This is a genomic window from Polynucleobacter finlandensis, from assembly GCF_018881755.1.
GTDB lineage: Bacteria > Pseudomonadota > Gammaproteobacteria > Burkholderiales > Burkholderiaceae > Polynucleobacter > Polynucleobacter finlandensis.
Window position 1 is genome coordinate 90488 of sequence record NZ_JACVPS010000004.1, and the last position, 19203, is coordinate 109690.

The 19203-nt window shown below is 46.7% G+C and carries 18 protein-coding genes; 5 read left to right on the forward strand and 13 right to left on the reverse strand.

The features are described 5' to 3' along the window. Positions 1-5: 5 nt before the first annotated feature. From ICN49_RS03865 to ICN49_RS03905, 9 genes are all read right to left on the reverse strand, one after another. A complete protein-coding gene (locus ICN49_RS03865; protein WP_011902084.1) occupies positions 6-176 on the reverse strand; it encodes a rubredoxin in 171 nt (56 codons plus the stop codon). 38 nt (positions 177-214) lie between these two features. Then, positions 215-1654, reverse strand: coding sequence for a THUMP domain-containing class I SAM-dependent RNA methyltransferase (locus ICN49_RS03870; protein WP_216165985.1), 1440 nt, complete (start codon positions 1652-1654; stop codon positions 215-217). Positions 1655-1680: 26 nt separating this feature from the next. Continuing rightward, positions 1681-2106 (reverse strand): CopD family protein, encoded by a 426-nt coding sequence (locus ICN49_RS03875; protein ID WP_216165987.1) that lies wholly within the window; start codon positions 2104-2106, stop codon positions 1681-1683. 41 nt (positions 2107-2147) lie between these two features. Then, positions 2148-3425 carry a glutamate-5-semialdehyde dehydrogenase gene (locus ICN49_RS03880; RefSeq protein WP_216165989.1) on the reverse strand — a complete coding sequence of 426 codons (1278 nt, stop codon included), beginning with the start codon at positions 3423-3425 and terminating at the stop codon, positions 2148-2150. Positions 3426-3460: 35 nt separating this feature from the next. Continuing rightward, a complete protein-coding gene (gene holA, locus ICN49_RS03885; protein ID WP_216165991.1) occupies positions 3461-4522 on the reverse strand; it encodes a DNA polymerase III subunit delta in 1062 nt (353 codons plus the stop codon). Between the two features lie 18 nt (positions 4523-4540). Then, positions 4541-5101: an LPS-assembly lipoprotein LptE gene (locus ICN49_RS03890; RefSeq protein ID WP_255535389.1), complete on the reverse strand. Its 561-nt coding sequence runs from the start codon at positions 5099-5101 to the stop codon at positions 4541-4543. A 34-nt stretch (positions 5102-5135) separates the two neighbouring features. Beyond that, the gene (leuS, locus tag ICN49_RS03895; protein WP_216165993.1) at positions 5136-7808 is read right to left on the reverse strand and encodes a leucine--tRNA ligase; all 2673 of its coding nucleotides are present in this window, start codon (positions 7806-7808) and stop codon (positions 5136-5138) included. 51 nt (positions 7809-7859) lie between these two features. Further along, entirely contained in the window at positions 7860-8660 is an 801-nt protein-coding gene (gene dapB, locus ICN49_RS03900) for a 4-hydroxy-tetrahydrodipicolinate reductase (RefSeq protein WP_216166198.1), read from the reverse strand. A gap of 86 nt (positions 8661-8746) precedes the next feature. After that, the gene (locus ICN49_RS03905; RefSeq protein ID WP_255535390.1) at positions 8747-9409 is read right to left on the reverse strand and encodes an outer membrane protein assembly factor BamE; all 663 of its coding nucleotides are present in this window, start codon (positions 9407-9409) and stop codon (positions 8747-8749) included. 88 nt (positions 9410-9497) lie between these two features. Here ICN49_RS03905 and fur point away from each other — a divergent pair, with 88 nt between their 5' ends. Beyond that, on the forward strand, positions 9498-9953 hold the full coding sequence (fur, locus tag ICN49_RS03910) for a ferric iron uptake transcriptional regulator (RefSeq protein ID WP_216166199.1): 456 nt from the start codon (positions 9498-9500) through the stop codon (positions 9951-9953). A gap of 89 nt (positions 9954-10042) precedes the next feature. Here the strand turns inward: fur and gap are convergent, their stop codons facing one another. Then, positions 10043-11071: a type I glyceraldehyde-3-phosphate dehydrogenase gene (gene gap / locus ICN49_RS03915; protein WP_216165998.1), complete on the reverse strand. Its 1029-nt coding sequence runs from the start codon at positions 11069-11071 to the stop codon at positions 10043-10045. Between the two features lie 60 nt (positions 11072-11131). Further along, entirely contained in the window at positions 11132-13126 is a 1995-nt protein-coding gene (gene tkt, locus ICN49_RS03920; RefSeq protein WP_439650843.1) for a transketolase, read from the reverse strand. A gap of 44 nt (positions 13127-13170) precedes the next feature. On the opposite strand from tkt, the gene ICN49_RS03925 reads away from it, so the two are divergent. Further along, a complete protein-coding gene (locus ICN49_RS03925; protein WP_216166000.1) occupies positions 13171-13932 on the forward strand; it encodes a 16S rRNA (uracil(1498)-N(3))-methyltransferase in 762 nt (253 codons plus the stop codon). Positions 13933-13964: 32 nt separating this feature from the next. On the opposite strand, the gene ICN49_RS03930 is transcribed toward ICN49_RS03925, so the two are convergent. Together ICN49_RS03930 and ICN49_RS03935 are read right to left on the reverse strand one after the other, a co-directional pair. Next, entirely contained in the window at positions 13965-14585 is a 621-nt protein-coding gene (locus ICN49_RS03930; RefSeq protein WP_216166002.1) for a barstar family protein, read from the reverse strand. Between the two features lie 128 nt (positions 14586-14713). Further along, positions 14714-17038 (reverse strand): NADP-dependent malic enzyme, encoded by a 2325-nt coding sequence (locus ICN49_RS03935; protein ID WP_216166004.1) that lies wholly within the window; start codon positions 17036-17038, stop codon positions 14714-14716. Positions 17039-17120: 82 nt separating this feature from the next. Here ICN49_RS03935 and thiL point away from each other — a divergent pair, with 82 nt between their 5' ends. The 3 genes from thiL to ICN49_RS03950 are packed head-to-tail and all read left to right on the forward strand — an operon-like array spanning position 17121 to position 19197. Beyond that, on the forward strand, positions 17121-18134 hold the full coding sequence (gene thiL / locus ICN49_RS03940) for a thiamine-phosphate kinase (protein ID WP_216166006.1): 1014 nt from the start codon (positions 17121-17123) through the stop codon (positions 18132-18134). Beyond that, positions 18131-18706: a phosphatidylglycerophosphatase A family protein gene (locus ICN49_RS03945; protein WP_216166008.1), complete on the forward strand. Its 576-nt coding sequence runs from the start codon at positions 18131-18133 to the stop codon at positions 18704-18706. The genes thiL and ICN49_RS03945 overlap by 4 nt, the downstream gene beginning before the upstream one ends. Then, entirely contained in the window at positions 18697-19197 is a 501-nt protein-coding gene (locus tag ICN49_RS03950) for a CinA family protein (protein WP_439650844.1), read from the forward strand. Before ICN49_RS03945 ends, ICN49_RS03950 begins: the two co-directional genes overlap by 10 nt. Positions 19198-19203 lie beyond the last annotated feature (6 nt).

Here is a 19203-nt window from a genome sequence, read left to right on the forward strand (position 1 = left end):
ATCTATTAAATCGCCATCATTTCAAAATCTTCCTTACGGGCGCCACACTCAGGACAAGTCCAATTCATAGGAACATCTTTCCAAAGTGTTCCAGGTGCAATGCCCTCTTCAGGCAGCCCTGCGGCTTCGTCGTACACCCAACCGCAAATAAGACACATATACGTTTTAAATTCCATTGCCAAACTCTTTCTTCACTCAACTCAATATTTATATTTTAAGACTCGCGCTTTTGATGCATCTCAAATTTGAAGAGACGACATTCCAATGGGCCATTAAATAAAGGGGTGCGCTTTGACTCTTTGATGCGCAATTGACCCGGCAGCGCCATATCAGCAGTTAATACAAATACGTTCCAGCCACCAAACGCATCTTTTAAATGCTGGCCAAACTGCTGCAAAAACTCAACAAACTTAGGGTCTTGCTCCTCTTGTGCCTGGAGGCGCTTTAATGATTCACGGCTAGAACGTTTAGCACTTTGGCGACCAGTCTCTAAATTCAACTCAAAACGATTCTCAGGCTCTTGCTCTTCGTATTCGGCCTCACGATCAGAGCCACGCTCTTGCCCACGCCCACCCTTCAGTACTAAGCGCTCGCCATAAGGAGGATTCAGTAGCATTACTCCTGCTTGCGAACTAGCCGGTGGCTTTGCAGCCAATGCGTCTACCTGACGCACTACTGGCAAACCAGGCAATTGGGCGCGCTGCCAGTTCCCTTTGAACATGGAGACTAACTTTTCATTAATATCACCGCCGGTGATCAATAAGGAATCAGCATCTGGGTACTGCTTACGCTTTTCCAAAATCTCTGCCAAAGCAGAATCTTTCAAACCAATCCAACGCTTTTGCTCGGTGGCTTCATTGAAGGGTTTTAACCTCTGAAAACCAAATCCATGTGCAGAGGTCACGAGAGGTCGATAAGCCAATCTACTTGGCTTGGCATCTTCGCCATACATACCCGACCGAATCGCACCCGACGGAATAGCCAATGCCATTTGTGCGGCCTCAATCAAGAAAGTACCGCTACCGCACATCGGATCAAACAGAATCTGCGAGGGTTTCCAGCCGGTAATCGACAAAATGCCAGCAGCTAAATTTTCTTTCAACGGGGCATCGCCTTTTTCATCTCGCCAGCCACGCTTAAATAATGCCTCGCCAGAAGTATCTAAATAAATAGTGACTTGAGTTGCCGTAAGGTGTGCCTGAACTCTCACATCTGGAAATGCAGTATCAATACTCGGGCGATCGCCAGTCACATCGCGAAGGCGATCCACAATCGCATCTTTTATTTTTAAGGCCGCAAAGTTCAAACTTTTGAGCGGTGAACGATGAGCAGTGACATCCACCCGAAGAGTTTGTTGAGAACTAAACCACTCCTCCCAAGCAAGCCCACTAGCTAGACGGTATAAATCTTCTTCTTGACGATATGGCGCCTCGGCCATTTGCAACAAAACACGGCTAGCAATCCGCGAATGAAGGTTCAGTGCCATAGCAGCGGATAAAGGGGCGGCAAGACCGACGCCACCTGTGGGGCTGGTTGGAGTTGGATCAATGACCCATTTCCCTAAAGCTTGTGAATCTGCTCGCTGTGCAATGGCTGCTAACTCTTGGGCAAGCGGTGCTTCTAATCCACCGGGACAAACAACAAAAAATCTCATGAGGCTAACAATCTAAAAGGGGTGAATTAAGGCTTAATGACAACCAAAGCAACAATCACGATCAGCAAAAGCACGGGGACTTCATTGAACCAGCGGTACCAAACACCAGATCGCTTATTCATACCTGCACGAAACTTCTTTAACAAGCCCCAGCAGGCGTGGTGATAACCAATTACCAGAATCACAAAAAATAATTTGGCGTGCATCCAAACTTCGCCCCTGCCTATGCCGAAAAACAGCCAGAGCATTAAGCCCAATAAAACTGCTGGCACCGCCAGAATAGTCATAAAACGAAAGAGTCGATCGGCCATGCCCAGAATGCGAGCATGTGCTTCCGCATTTTTTTCGTCAGCCAAGTTCACAAAAATACGCGGGAGATAAAAAAGACCTGCAAACCAAGAGGCAATAAAAACAATATGGAATGTCTTAATCCAAAGATAGGTGTTACCCATTAATTGCATCCTTGCTGATATGTAAATGCGCTCACGTGCATTTAAGTACGAATCTCGCCATGACCCATGACGATATATTTAAGAGAGGTCAAGCCATCCAAACCAACCGGACCGCGTGCATGTAGTTTGTCATTGGAGATGCCAATCTCTGCACCTAAGCCATACTCGAAGCCATCAGCAAAGCGGGTGCTGGCATTGACCATCACGCTGGCACTATCAACTTCTCGTAAGAATCGATCTGCATTAACCTTGTTATTGGTAATGATGGCATCCGTATGTTTACTACCATAACGCTCGATGTGATTCATGGCCTCATCAATATCCGACACTGTCTTAATCGCCAAAATAGGCGCCAAGTACTCAGTCTGCCAATCTTCCTCTTTAGCGTCCACTAGGCCCTTAAAACCAGCATCCTCTAGAGTTTTACGAGTCAGAGCATCCACACGAAGCTCAACACCTTTGTCTTGATAAATCTTGCAAAGCGTTGGCAATACCTGAGAGCCCACTTCCTTGTTTACGAGCAAAGTCTCCATAGCATTACATGGTGCATAGCGCTGTGTCTTGGCGTTATCGCAGACTTTAATCGCCATCTCGATATCCGCATCAGCATCAATATAAGTATGGCAAATCCCATCCAAGTGCTTAATCATTGGCACGCGCGCTTCAGCCATTAAACGAGCAATCAAACTCTTGCCGCCGCGTGGCACGATGACATCAATATATTCGTTCATGGTGATCATTTCACCTACAGCGCTTCTGTCGGTAGTAGCCACAACTTGCACAGCATCCGTTGGCAAGCCAGCAGCGGCCAAACCATCTTGAATAATCTTAGCTAATACCGTATTTGAATCAATCGCCTCAGATCCGCCGCGCAAGATGACAGCATTCCCAGACTTCAAACACAGTGCTGCTGCATCAATCGTGACATTAGGGCGAGATTCATAAATGATGCCAATAACGCCGAGTGGAACACGCATTTGCGCTAACTCAATTCCGGATGCTTGTTTTTTTAATGCCGATATTTTTCCAATCGGATCTTCAAGCGAAACAATTTGCTCCAATCCAAGCGCCATCGTCTCGATCGTTTTTGAGGTCATAGTGAGACGATCAATAAAGGCAGCATCTTGGCCACCCGATTGAGCCCGCTCGATATCGCCCTGATTAACCTTCTGAATCTGGGCAGACTGCTCACGTACTAATTTGGCGATGTGCAGTAAGGCTTGATTTTTCTGCTCACTAGATGCGCGAGCCATGGCACGCGATGCACTACGTGCCCGCTTACCAATATCTTGCATCATCTTTTTAATTGAAGAACTCATGTTTAATCATCTACCAATATTTAACTTGTCTTTACTTAGCGCAACAAACTGCCAACTAAACGTAAACCATCCCAAGGGTCTGATGGCAACTCTGCCGAATATAAGCCTTTAACCTGACGATCCAATCCTGCAGCAACCTGCATTGCTCTGCGCAACCTTAAAGGCTGAACTCGCCTGAGTGCATTTGGGTAAAGACGTTCTTTATTTCCCCACACTCGATTAGCGCGCATGAGTTGCTGTACCGACTCACCAGCATCACTCGCAGCCTTTAGTTTAGATAGTATCCGAAGCTCTTCAGTTACGCTCCATAGAATTAAGACTAGCGGCTCACCCTCGCCTTTGAGGCCATCTAGCATGCGATTGAGGCGCCCCAAATCGCCAGCCAACATCGCTTCAGTGACTTCAAATACGTTATATCGCGCTACTTTCAAAATCGCAGAACGAATTTGCTCTTCGGTTAATTTCCCAGTTGGATATAGCAATCCCAGCTTCTGAATCTCTTGGTGGGCAGCAATCAGATTACCTTCAACCTGATCGGCAATGAACTCTAGTGATCTCTGACCCTCAGGCCCAGACTCCACTTCTTGACCCTGCTTCTTCAAACGCCCTGCAATCCAACTTGGCAAGTAGCTACGATCCAAAGAATCAATCTGAATCGCCATACCCGCATCGTCTAAGGCGCTAAACCATGCAGAAGTTTTAGTCTTGCCATCTAACCTGGGCAAAACTATGCAAACCACTGTATCTGGACCATCTGGACCCACTGCCTGCGACTGAATCTGTGCTGCAAACTGTTTTAAAGCTTCGGCGCCATCACGACCCGGCTTGCCTGTAGGGATACGCAACTCTACCCAGCGCTTATCCCCAAAGAGTGACATGGTTTGTCCTGCGTTCATCAGGGCACCCCAATCAAAGCCACGCTCTTGAAGCAAAACTTCACGCTCGGTATAGCCTAATTTTTTTGCAGTAGCCCGCAGTTGATCCATCGCCTCCATCATCAATAGCGGTTCATCACCACTAAACAGATACAAGGGTTGAATAGCGCTAGCAGAACTGAGCGATTTGAGATGTGCTTGCAAGGCATCCACTTTAACCATGCGAGATCATTACTCCCCTTAAAAACTTCTGGCTTGCGGAGCTCTTGCGGAGGCAGCTACTCGGCGCAAAATCTGCACAGCCAAATCACTACGCATAGAGGTTAAGAACTGTTGCTGCTGGACATCCGTTGCCAGAACAGTAGAAACTGAGAAATCCATATCGCGAGTGATATAAATTTCCGCCTCAGGAACAATTTCAGCACCTGCGGTATCAAAAGCCCTAAAACCAACTCGAATATTTAAACGGTAGGCAGAAACTTGGCCATTAGAGTTGTACGCCAAAATCTCTCGACCACTAATATCGTTGGTGATCTCTAGAATTAAATCCGCATCCTTTGGATTAATAGCCACTTTCGCATCTGTTCCAGTCAAAATAACTCTCTGTAAATCAGCCCGCATCGGCGGCGAAGGATTGCCAGTAATGGCAATAAACTTATAGGGAAGATCAACCATGCCACGTAAACGATAGCCACAAGCCATTAATGAGCCCATTGACAGCAAGCCGAATAGACCAAGCGTAGCCCGGCGCAAAGTATTGATTCCTTTTGCATCCAACTGCATTTTTTGATCTTGGCTCATATATTCAGTTTCTATTAAAGGTCTGGGTAATGACTTAAGCGACAATGTTGATCAAACGACCTGGAACCACAATCACCTTCTTGGGTGGTCCGCCATTTAGAGCTTTTAAGGCCGGCTCGCTTTGTAATGCTAAAGACTCAATCTGTTCCTTAGACGCATCAGCCGGAACACGAATATCACCGCGTAACTTACCGTTGATTTGTAACATGAGCGTAATCTCCGTTTGAACCAAGGCTGCATCGTCTACCGTAGGCCATGGGGCATCTAATATAGGTCCAAATACTTTGAAGTACCCAGCATCCTGCCAAAGCACATGCGTCAAATGAGGTACTACTGGATAAAGGATGCGCAAGAGAATGCCCAAACACTCTCTCAACACAGGAGCGCTAATAGCATTGCCATCACCCAACTTCACTGGCTCAAGAACATTTAACATCTTCATGGCAGCAGAGACAATGGTGTTGTACTGACGGCGCTGATAATCAAAGTTAGCCTGCTTCAAAATGGAGTGCACTTCGCGACGCAATTGTTTTTCAACGTCACTTAAGTTGGCTGGCAAGCTATCTGATGCAGCACTAATAGCAGTAGCCTGACTACTGGAATACATCCAAACGCGACGCAAAAAGCGCGATGCGCCTTCAACACCAGCACCAGACCATTCCAACTGCTGCTCCGGTGGGGCAGCGAACATCGTAAAGATACGAGCAGTATCGGCGCCATATTGATCAATCAAGGCCTGTGGATCAACACCATTATTCTTGCTCTTGGCCATCTTCTCAACACCACCAATAATGACCGGGGTGCCAGAGGAGTCGCCTATTAACTTGGCGCCTTGGGGGCGACCTTTGTCATCAAGATCTAACTCAACATCAAGGGGGTTTAACCATGTCTTCTTACCAGAGGCATCTTCTGTGTAATAGGTTTCATTGAGAACCATGCCTTGGGTTAGCAAATTCTGGAAAGGCTCATCAAAGGTAATCAAGTTGAGATCACGCATGACCTTAGTCCAAAAACGTGCATAGAGTAAATGCAAGATGGCATGCTCAATGCCGCCAATGTATTGGTCCATGGGCATCCAGTATTCATTACGCTCATCGACCATTGTTGTCGCTTTAGGGCCGGTGTAACGCATGAAGTACCAAGAAGAATCCACAAAAGTATCCATCGTATCGGTCTCACGACGCGCAGGCTTGCCACATTTTGGGCACTTCACATTGAGGAAGTCCGCACGCTTATTGAGTGGGTTTCCACTGCCATCCGGTACACAGTCCTCAGGCAATACCACCGGTAAATCCGCTTCTGGAACTGGAACTGCACCGCATCCTGGATTTTGATCGTCACCACAGTGAATAATGGGAATCGGGGTACCCCAATAGCGCTGACGAGAAATTCCCCAGTCGCGCAAACGATAAGTCGTTTTGATTTCACCGATACCCATTGCTTCTAAATCTTTGGCGACAGCAGCAACTGCCTCCTCATATGACATGCCATCGTACTTACCGCTATTAAGGCATTCAACCCCATCTTTTTGGGCATACCAATCTTGCCAACGGGTGGCATTAAACATCTCAGAAGGGCCGCGCAAGGCAATCACTTGCTTAATAGGCAAGTCATACTTGAGCGCAAATGCAAAATCACGCTCGTCATGTGCGGGCACGCCCATCACCGCACCATCACCATAAGACATCAACACATAATTACCGATCCAGACTGGTACCGGTTCATTCGTCAGGGGATGGGTCACATACAAACCAGTGAACATCCCTTCTTTTTCTTGTGTGGCTAGATCGGCTTCAATCACGCTACCGGTTTTGCATTTCTCAATAAAGGCGGCAAGCGCTGGATTGTTAGCGGCTGCTTGTGTAGCCAAAGGATGTTCAGCTGCAACAGCGCAGAAAGTAACACCCATAATGGTATCTGCTCGTGTGGTGAACACATACAACTGACCGTCTTGAATAAAATTGCCATGGGCATCAGCAATCTCGTGCTTAAACGCAAAGCGCACGCCACGACTTTTACCAATCCAATTTTGCTGCATGGTTTTAACGCGCTCAGGCCAACCTAAGCTATCCAAACCAGAAAGTAATTGCTCTGCATATGCGGTAATGTTGAAGTAATAACCTGGAATTTCACGCTTCTCGACTAAAGCACCAGAACGCCAACCGCGACCATCAATCACTTGTTCGTTAGCTAAAACAGTTTGATCAACTGGATCCCAGTTCACCACCTGGGTCTTGCGATAAGCAATCCCCTTTTCTAACATCTTCAAAAAGAGCCACTGATTCCAACGATAGTAGTCAGGATTGCAAGTGGCGACTTCACGAGACCAATCAATCGCTAGACCCATCGCAGCCATTTGCTTTTTCATATAAGCAATGTTGTCGTAGGTCCATTTGGCCGGCGGAACCTTGTTCTGAATCGCTGCATTTTCTGCAGGCATACCAAATGCATCCCAGCCCATTGGCATCAATACGTTGTAGCCTTGCATACGCAATTGACGTGCCATCACATCATTGATGGTGTAGTTGCGTACGTGACCCATATGCAACTTACCGGATGGGTAAGGGAGCATTGAACAGGCGTAGTACTTTGGTTTTTTCTTACCAGTGGCATCAACTGCATTCTCAGCCACTTTATAAACTTGTGCGCTCTCCCAATCAGCTTGCGCTGCCGCTTCAATACTGCGGTGGTCGTAATCCTTACTCATTCAATACAACTCTTTTCTTCTATTTTTATCGGGTAATTTTTTGCAGATGCCTTACTTACGCAAGCCTAGAACATCTTGCATGTCATATAGGCCTGACGCTTGGTTTTGCAAGAAGCGTGCTGCGCGTAAAGAGCCTTGAGCATAGGATTGACGGCTCGAGGATTTATGGCTGATTTCAATCCGCTCGCCATCACCAGCAAACAGAACCGTATGGTCACCAACGATATCGCCACCACGAATGGTTGAGAACCCAATGGAGCCTTCTTTACGTTCGCCGGTATGACCCTCACGAGCATAAACAGCCACGTCATCTAATTTCTCACCCAAGGCGTCGGCAATTACTTCACCCATCTTTAATGCTGTACCTGAAGGCGCATCTACTTTATAGCGATGATGAGCTTCAATAATCTCAATGTCATAACCTTGGTTCAACATCTTGGCAGCAATCTCCAGAAGCTTGAAGGTCGCATTGACACCTACACTCATGTTGGGCGCAAACACAATTGCTAATTTTCCCGAGGCCTTTTTAAGATTTGCGATCTGCTCTGAACTCAGACCAGTGGTGCCAATAATCATTTTGGTGCCAGTTTTTTCGGCTACTTCTAAATGCGCCATTGTTCCTTCTGGACGGGTAAAGTCAATCAGGAATTCTGCTCCACTAAGCGCTTGCGCTATATCAGCAGTAATCGCTATGCCAGTTTTTTTACCTAAGAATGCGCCAGCGTCTTCACCCAGTTGCGGGCAGGAGCTATGCTCTAGCGCACCGACTAGTTGAGTATCAGCAGTATTGAGCACAGCTTCAATCAGCATTTTTCCCATGCGACCGGTTGCTCCAGCAATTGCAATCTTCATCATTTATTTCTTCGCTTCTTATCAAAGGTATTCAAAGCCGTTTGCTCTGACATCCATACAAAAGTAATTCTGCTTACTGCCTATAGCTACTTCGTTTCGGTTGCCACTGGAACATTCAAAGCGCCAGGTCCCAATGCTTCAGTTGATGGCACGGGTTGTCCTTCTGTTGGCTTTTTTGAAAAACTAAAAAAGTCCCAGAATGAGCTTTTGCTCTCGTTAGCAACAGGTATGGGTGTGCCAGCAGGCAAGTTATCAGTTTTGCTCGGTACCAGTAATTCAGGCTGCTGGAGAGGTGGTGTTACTGGCGCTTTATTCGAGCCTGTCATCACATCCCAAAATGAGCGCTTCGCTTTAGCATAGCTATCAATCTCAGCAACCAACTCCACATCCGTTGGTAAGGCATCGCCCTCAAACTTCACGAGCTTGTCACCATCAAAAAACAGTGTGATGCGACGATCTTTACCAACCACTTGACCATTGCGCTTAAATTCAAAAACATAGTCCCAGCGATTTGCATGGAAGTAATCTGCTAATAAAGGAGTACCCAAAATTTGTCGTACCTGCTCACGCGTCATACCCAGTTTCAATTTAGAGTATTGCTCCGAAGATACGAAATTGCCCTGAACGATATCTGGCACATAAGGCCTAAAAATCTTATTCATCCAGGTACGCTGGGTGTCATCCACTGCGGTAGTGCACCCACTAAGGCCGATAAACCCAATAAAGGTAACAGTCCAAAAGCTCCGCAAAGCTGGATTCAAAAAACGTCTAAAAAGTTCAAGGCAATTTTGCATGGCTGGCCGTATCATTAAGACATTGATTTTAGCGCCCAAAGCCATGAATACGACCCAAAACCCTACTCCAGCAGATTTGCGCGATATTGGCCTAAAAGCCACTGGTCCCCGCATGAAGATTCTGGACTTTTTTCATCAGAATGGTGGCACCCACTTTAGCGCTGAAGACGTCTTTAATGCACTCGCAAAAGATGATCAAGAAATTGGTTTAGCAACTGTTTATCGCGTTCTTACACAGTTTGAGCAAGCTGGGCTGTTGCTTCGCAGTCATTTTGAGTCCTCCAAGGGTGATAGTCGGGCGATTTATGAGCTCAATGAAGGGCAACATCACGACCATTTGGTATGCCTAGATTGTGGGCATGTAGAAGAGTTTGTAGACGAAGCTATAGAAAAACGGCAACGGGACATCGCCAAAAACCTTGGATTTAAGCTCCAGGAGCACACATTAGCCATGTATGGGCACTGCGATAAGAAGAATTGCCGGAATAAACAGAAATAGGCAAATATAGTAAATAAGCGCAGATAAAGAAAAAAGACCTCATTTAGAGGTCTTTTTCATATAAAACAGTACTTTTAACGAATCTTGACCTACTTTACAGCCATCAAAGCCTCAGCAGCATTCAACATTTGCACTGAATAACCCCATTCGTTGTCATACCAAGCTAATACTTTCACCAACTTGCCATCCGCAGAGACACGAGTTTGTGAAGCGTCGTAAATACTGGGGCGTGGATCGTGGTTGAAGTCGATAGAAACCAAAGGTAAGGTGTTAAAGCCCAAAATGCCTTTCAGCTCACCCTCGCTGGCCGCCTTCAAAATTGAGTTCACTTCATCCACGCTCGTGGCGCGACTGGCAGCAAAAGTTAAATCCACTACAGAAACATTGATGACCGGAACGCGCATCGCAAAACCATCAAAGCGCCCTGCTAAAGCTGGCAATACCAAGCCAACCGCTTTTGCCGCGCCGGTTTTAGTGGGGATCATGCTGGTCACTGCAGAACGGGCACGTCGCATATCCTTGTGATACACGTCAGTGAGAACTTGATCGTTTGTAAACGCATGGATAGTGGTCATCAGGCCAGATTCGATACCGATTTTCTCCAACAATGGCTTAACCAATGGCGCCAAGCAGTTGGTAGTACAACTCGCATTGGATACAACCACATCACTTGCCTTGAGCACTTGCTGATTCACGCCGTAAACAATCGTGGCATCCACATCTTTTTCGCCAGGCGCAGAAATCAATACCTTCTTTGCGCCCTGGGAAATGTGCACCATGGCTTTTTCTTTAGAAGTAAATTTGCCAGAGCACTCGAGCACTAAATCAACGCCTAACTCACCCCAAGGCGTTTCCAAAGGATTGCGGGTTGAGAACATCTTGATGCGATCGCCGTTCACCACCATGCAATCACCATCGACTTTTACTTCAGCAGGAAAACGTCCATGCGCAGAGTCATACTGCGTTAAATGGGCATTGATATCGATATCGCCCATTGCGTTAATCGCAACAATCTTGATATCCCGTCTTGGCTTTCCATTAAGCTGATCTTCATATAAAGCCCGCAAGACCATGCGTCCAATACGCCCATAACCATTGATAGCGACACGAATTGTCATTTAATTCCCCTTACTAATTTGAATTCTGTAATGAATACTTATTTCAGCTTTTATTATTGTTTATTTAAGAGCAATACATTGCTTGACGGTTTTTGCAATCTGATCCACCGTCAAGCCAAAATATTCATAGAGCACCGGCGCAGGTGCGGATTCACCGAAGGTATCCACTCCATGCACTGCTGCACAGCCATACTTCCACCAAAAATCCGTGACGCCAGCTTCGACTGCAATACGCGGAACTTTCGCAGGCAATACTTTGGCCTTATAAGCAGCATCTTGCTGATCAAATACGGTAGTTGAAGGTATCGACACCACCCGAATTCCTAAGCCTTCATTTTCTAAGCGCTCGGCTGTTTGCAAAGCCAAGGCAATTTCAGAACCTGTAGAAATGATGACCGCATCAATCGTGGATTTCTTCGAATCACGCAAGACATAGCCACCGCGCGCGATATCTTTTATCTGTTGCGCATTACGCGACACAAATGGACAGTTCTGGCGACTAAAAATTAAAGCGCTTGGGCCATTCTTACGCTCAATGGCTGAGCCCCACGCTACCGCACTTTCAGTGGTGTCACATGGACGCCAAACCATCAGGTTTGGAATCAAACGCAAGCTAGCCACGTGCTCAACCGATTGATGTGTTGGGCCATCTTCACCCAAACCAATCGAATCATGGGTGAACACAAAGATGCTACGCAACTTCATTAAGGCAGCCATCCGCAAGGCGTTACGACTGTAATCAGAGAAGGTGAGGAATGTACCACCAAATGGAATGTAACCGCCATGCAAAGCAATGCCATTCATGATGGCGCTCATACCAAATTCACGCACACCGTAGTTAATGTGGTTGCCCCACTGATCAGCGCGTACTGGTTTACATGTGCTCCAGTTGGTTAAGTTGGAACCCGTTAAATCTGCAGAACCACCCATGAACTCAGGCAATGCTGGAGCCAAGGCTTCGATCGCATTTTGACTGGCTTTACGTGTAGCAATCGTTTCTGCTTTCGTTTGGCAAGTTTTCAAATACGCATTCAGTGTTGCAGAAAAATCTTTCGATAGATCTCCTTGCATACGGCGCTGCAATTCAGATGCAAGTTCTGGATATTTATTTTTATAAGCTTGGAACTTCTTATTCCACTCGTGCTCGGCTGCTTGGCCGCGTTTTTTAAAATCCCATGCCGTATAAATATCTTTTGGAATCTCGAAAGGAGCATAAGGCCAGTTCAAAGCAACACGGGTTGCCGCAATCTCAGCAGCGCCCAATGGAGAACCATGTACCTTGTCGCTACCTGCCATATTGGGTGAGCCTTGACCAATTGCAGTCTTGCAACAAATCAATGTTGGCTTATCACTTTTCTTGGCTTGTGCAATAGCCGCTGCTACTGCCTCTGCATCATGACCATCCACCGCGCGAATTACATTCCAACCATAAGCCTCAAAACGCTTTGGCGTATCTTCGTTAAACCAAGAGACAACCTTGCCATCAATAGAGATGCCGTTGTCATCCCACATAGCAATCAGTTTATTAAGTTTCAGAGTACCAGCCAATGAACACACTTCATGACTAATGCCTTCCATCAAACAACCATCGCCTAAGAAAACATAAGTGTGATGATCAACAATGTTATGCCCGGGACGATTAAATTCTTCGGCTAATAATTTTTCTGCAATTGCCATCCCTACCGCGTTGGAAATTCCCTGACCCAAAGGTCCAGTGGTTGTTTCAACGCCGGGAGTAATACCGTACTCAGGATGCCCTGGAGTTTTGCTATGCAACTGACGGAAATTTTTCAACTCACCAATCGGTAAATCGTAACCAGTGAGATGTAAGAGCGAATACAACAACATGGAACCGTGACCATTTGATAAAACGAAACGATCGCGATTCATCCAATGTGGATCTGTCGGATTGTGTTGTAAATGTTCATTCCAAAGTCCAACGGCAATATCTGCCATCCCCATGGGCATCCCAGGGTGCCCTGAATTGGCTTGTTGAACTGCATCCATCGAAAGGGCGCGAATGGCATTGGCCATGCGAATTTGTAGGTTTGACATCGTAAAAGTGGTCTCGGGGAAAATAAATTGGCTATATTTCAGTAATGCCTCAATTTTATCTTCCCGGGCCTTGGGAAATCCAAAAGCCAACCACCCTCACCCCTGAGGTAGCCCACCATTTGCGAGTTCGCCGCGTCCAAGCTGGCGAAAGCTTCCCAGTATTCGATGGAAAAGGCCAAGTGGCCCAGGCAGAGCTCCTATCCTTGACTGCTAAATCTGGGGAGGCTCTGCTAACCCAAGCTCGCCTTGACACCCATCGTGAGAGCCCTTATGCCATTACATTGGCCCAAGGCCTTGCTGGTGGCGATAAAATGGACTGGATTGTTGAAAAGGCCATTGAAACAGGCGCCCAAAATATTGCCCCCTTGCAATGCGAGCGCTCCGTTATCAAACTCACTGGGCCCAATAATGCGGAACGCGCTCAAAAACGACTGCTCCACTGGAAGGGCATCATTCAAGCTGCCTGCGAACAATGTGATCGGACCGTTCTAGCTAACCTAGAGCCCATTCAAAGCTTTGAGAGCTTCCTTAAAGCCTCGCAAAAGCCAACATTAAAGCTACTCTTAAGTCCAGATGCCACCAAAAGCATGCATTCAGTGCTGATGGAGACAGTGCCTCAAGATATCGTCTTAATGATTGGTCCAGAAGGTGGTCACTCCCCAGAGGAGGAGGCGCTCGCCCAAGCTGCAGGCTATCAGCTCGTATCTTTGGGTGAACGGGTGCTGCGCACAGAAACAGCTGGTGTTGTAGCGATTACAGCCGTTCACACTATTTGGAACCCAGAAATGCAAAATCGCCTCAAATAGAGGCGATTAGGCTACATCGAATTGCTTGCTGATTAAGCGAATGAGTAGAAGACGCGATAAGGCGTACGACGCTCAGCCCAGAAATCAACTGCATCGCGGAAGACATCCAACAAGGTCTCGCGTGCTTCTTTGTCGAACTTCTGTGTACAAGGCAAGCCCTCTAGAACTACCACGAAGCCTGGCTGTGGGCCTGACTTATCTACCAAAGTAGTCAATGCATCTAAGAGCGGGTCATAGTTCTTTGCCTGCTGCTTAGTAAGCGAATAAGCAGTAGCAATAGACTCAAGGACCTCGCCTTTAGTCATTGCATGGGCACAGCTAGCGTAAATAAAGTGCTGACCTAATTCGGTAGCAGCTTCCTGCAGATCTGGCGTGCGGAAAGCACGAATAGATTGCACGATATTAGGGCGCACACTGCGCAACATTGCCGGTGGTCCGGCATCACGAACGGCCAAAGCGGCACGCCAAGTAGCTGTCACTTTTTTCCCCGAAACTTGATTTGCTGCATAGGTTTGTAAACGAGATAAACCACCCTGAGCATAAACATTGGCAGCGGATGACTCAGTTTCAAGTCGATCATTGCTGTCCCAACTTTCAGCCCGGCTATGTTCATCGAAGCTTGCTGTATTGGTGTTTTCAGAGCGATTATTCATGATGGGTGCTAGGTTACCCTTATCCCGCCATCAAATCAAGCCCAAATACAGTACATTTTATATAAACCATTGATTTATATAGAAATAATATATGTAAGTTATCACTAACTTACATATATTAGAAGCACTTAAGAGATCCCCCTGGCATTACTAGCGGCCTCTACAACTGCCAAAGTCGTCACATTGACTATCCGTCGCACTGTCGCAGCTGGCGTCAAAATATGAATCGGTTTAGCGACTCCTAACAACAATGGGCCAATCGCAATGCCATTACCCGCAGCTGTCTTCAATAAGTTGTAAGAAATATTTGCAGCATCAATATTTGGCAGAACAAGCAGATTCGCATCCCCCTTCAACGATGAAGAAGTAACAGCACCAGCACGAATGGTTGCATCCAATGCGCTATCGCCATGCATCTCGCCGTCGACTTCTAATTTCGGGTCCGCAATCTTCAGTAGAGCTAACACCTCACGCATTTTGATTGCAGAAGGTGCGTTGCTTGAACCAAAGTTGGAGTGCGAGAGCAGTGCAACTTTTGGAACGAGTCCTAATTTGCGCATCTCACTTGCGGCCATCAGTGTTAACTCTGATAACTGTTCAGCTGTTGGATCAATATTGATGTGGGTATCAACCAAGAATACTTGTCGACCAGGCAGAATTAAACCGGACATCGCACCATAAACATTTGCACCCGCCTCTTTGCCAATCACTTCATCAACGTATTTCAGATGCGTTGCAGTTTTGCCAATCGTTCCAGAGATCATGCCATCGGCCATGCCTTTAGAAATCAACATGGATCCGATCAAGCTATTACGGCGGCGCATCTCTAGCTTAGCAAAAGACTCTGTAACGCCTTTGCGCTCTGTTAAAGCGAGATAGGTCTGCCAAAAATCACGGAAACGGGAGTCATTTTCTGGGTTAACGATTTCAAAGTCATTCCCAGCCTTCATGCGCAAGCCAAATTTCTCAATACGATGCTCAATCACCGCAGGACGACCAATCAAAATCGGTGTTGCAAGATGCTCATCAATGATGATTTGGACTGCGCGCAATACGCGCTCGTCTTCACCTTCGGCAAAGACAATGCGCTTTTGGTTAGCCGGTACACGCTTAGCAATACTAAACAGTGGCTTCATCAAAGTGCCGGAGTGATACACAAACTGCTGCAATTGATTGCGATAAGCGTCAAAGTCTTTAATGGGGCGTAAAGCTACGCCGTCATCCATCGCCGCTTTTGCAACTGCAGGTGCAATCACAGTAATCAAGCGTGGATCAAATGGTTTTGGAATCAAATATTCGGGACCAAATGATAAATTCTCAATGCCATATACAGAAGCAACAACCTCACTCTGCTCAGCCTGAGCTAGCTCTGCTACGGCCTTTACAGCCGCGACTTCCATGCCACGTGTAATCGTGGTGGCACCTACGTCTAAGGCACCACGGAAGATGAATGGGAAACACAAAACATTGTTGACTTGGTTTGGATAGTCTGTGCGGCCCGTAGCCATGACTGCATCAGGACGAACTTCTTTTACTTCTTCAGGCAGAATTTCTGGGGTGGGGTTTGCTAAGGCGTAGATCAATGGCTTGGGAGCCATCTTCTTCACCATGTCTTGTTTAAGCACGCCACCAGCAGAGAGACCCAAGAAAATATCGGCACCTTCAATTGCTTCAGCCAGTGTACGCAGCTTAGTTTCTTGGCAGAACGGCTCCTTCTCAGGATCCATCAACTCTACGCGCCCTTTATAGGCAACACCAGCAAGATCGGTTACCCAAATATTTTTACGAGGAATGCCAAGATCTACTAAAAGGTCTAAGCAGGCTAAAGCAGCTGCACCAGCACCTGATGTCACCAACTTCACTTTGTCGATATCTTTACCAACCACTTTTAAGCCATTCAAAATAGCCGCGGCAACCACAATCGCAGTTCCATGCTGATCATCATGAAAAACAGGAATCTTCATGCGCGCTTGCAACTTGCGCTCAACCACGAAGCAATCAGGCGCCTTAATATCTTCTAAATTAATACCGCCGAAGGTTGGCTCAAGCGCAGCAATGATTTCTACTAACTTGTCGGGATCGTTCTCATTGATCTCAATATCGAATACGTCAATGCCAGCAAATTTCTTAAAGAGAACTGCTTTACCTTCCATCACAGGCTTACTTGCCAATGGCCCAATATTTCCTAAACCTAAAACAGCGGTGCCATTAGTAATCACTCCAACCAAATTTCCACGCGCCGTGTATTTAAAAGCATTAGCCGGATCTTTAACAATTTCTAAGCAAGGTGCAGCAACGCCAGGGGTGTATGCCAACGCTAAGTCGCGTTGATTGGTTAGCTGTTTCGTTGGTGCAATTTCGATTTTTCCAGGGACTGGAAACTCGTGGTAATGAAGCGCAGCATCTCTAAGGTCTGCAATTTGTTGATCTTTGCTATTGCTTGATTGGGTCATCTGTTAACTCGTTGTAAGACATATTGAGCCTTTTATTCTATTCCTCTCAGATGAAGAACTCCTAAGAGCCATAAAATGAGGCATGCATTCTGAACTTGGCGAATTTGAGCTCATTCAACGTTTTTTCAAAACGAGGGCGGAGGCTATGCCTTCTCCAGACGGCCAATCGATTGCGCTGGGGATTGGGGATGATTGCGCCCTCATCAAACCTCACTCAGAAGAAGAAATTGCCATTACTACCGATATGCTGGTCGAAGGGCGGCACTTTTTTGCGAATGCCAACCCAGAATGGTTGGGCCACAAAGCCTTAGCAGTTAACCTCTCAGACCTTGCTGCCATGGGCGCTAAGCCGCTTGGTTTCACGCTGGCTATCGCATTACCCCATGCCGATTTAGGCTGGTTAGAGGCCTTTAGCAACGGTTTATTTGCAGTTGCACAAAAATATTCTTGCCCACTGATTGGTGGTGACACTACCGCAGGTCCACTCAATATTTGCATCACAGCCTTTGGCAGCATCCCCCTCGGAAAAGCCATTAAGAGATCTGGGGCGATTGCAGGGGATGAGATTTGGGTGTCAGGCTCTGTAGGCGATGCAAGACTCGCACTTGCTGCACTGCGTCATGAATTACACCTTTCCACCATCGATTTACAAACGATTGAACTTCGCATGCATCAACCTACTCCCAGAGTTGATCTGGGAATCTGCTTAAGGGGTATTGCTAGCGCAGCCCTGGATATTTCCGATGGGCTCTTGGGCGATCTAAAGCACATACTCAAACAATCTAAAGTGGATGCCGAGATTTTTCTCGATCGCATCCCAAAATCTGTAACACTGCAACATCAGAGTGAAGCCATTCAGAATCAATTTGCTGCATGTGGCGGAGATGACTACGAGATTTGTTTTACAGCACATCCCGAGCAATGCAATGCCGTCAATGAAATCAGCAAAAAATTACATATAGCAATCACGCACATCGGTAACGTTAAAACAATGCAATCTGCAGAAGCAAGCATTCAGTTATTAAATAAAAATGGTGAAGCGTTGAGTGTCACTGAGACTGCAGGCCTTCTTAAATCATTCGATCACTTTGCATGAATCCAGAAATAAACCAAAGTCTAAGCGCAAAGCCAACTGTTAAATGGATGCTGGGGTCTGCAAGTCGTACCATTGCTTTTGGCTTTGGTAGCGGACTCAGCCCAATAGCGCCAGGTACTGCTGGCACTCTGTGGGCATGGGCTAGCTTTCTGATTGGAAGTTATTTCCTCACTACTGCAAACTGGCTCTGGATTATTGGCGTGGGAATCTTGCTGGGATGCTGGATCTGCGGACAAGTCAGTGAAGAGCTTGGCAAAAAGGATTTTGGCGGCATCGTTTGGGATGAGGTTGTGGCCTTTTGGCTCATTCTTGTACTCACAATGCCCATGACAATATGGATGCAAGCTTTAGCCTTTGGCGTCTTTCGTTTCTTTGATGCTGCTAAGCCAGGGCCAATTGGCTTGATTGATCATCACTTCAAACATCTCGAAGAAAATAATAACCAAGCACCCTCCAACATAAAGCAAACTCTTTGGCGAGGTTTTGGAATCATCGCGGATGATCTCGCTGCAGCTTTCCTAACGTATCTTGTGATCGTCGCAGTCCAAGTTGCCATTCAATTATCTATATGACCTCTACCTTAGACATCGCCAAGGAAGTCGCTAAGCACCTCATTGCCAGGGGCTGGACGCTAGCGCTGGCTGAATCTTGTACCGGCGGACTTGTATGTGCAGCCTTGACAGACTTGCCAGGCTCTAGTGACTGGTTCGAGCGGGGCTACATTACCTATAGCAATCAAGCCAAAACAGAATGTCTGGGCGTGCCAACTGAAACTATTGAATCTTTTGGAGCAGTGAGTGAACAAGTCGCAAAAGCAATGTCAGAGGGCGCACAAAAAAATGCTGGCGTTAACGTCGCCGTTTCGATTACCGGCATTGCAGGACCAGCAGGCGGCTCAATAGAAAAACCAGTGGGTACCGTTTGTTTTGGCTGGACGATTACAAAAGAAAATTTAGTAGCCATCACTATCTGCAAGACGATGCAATTTTCTGGAGATCGCCAAGCAGTTCGCGAACAAGCCCGCGACTATGCACTTTCTGAGCTGATTGAACTTCTCAAATAACTTAGT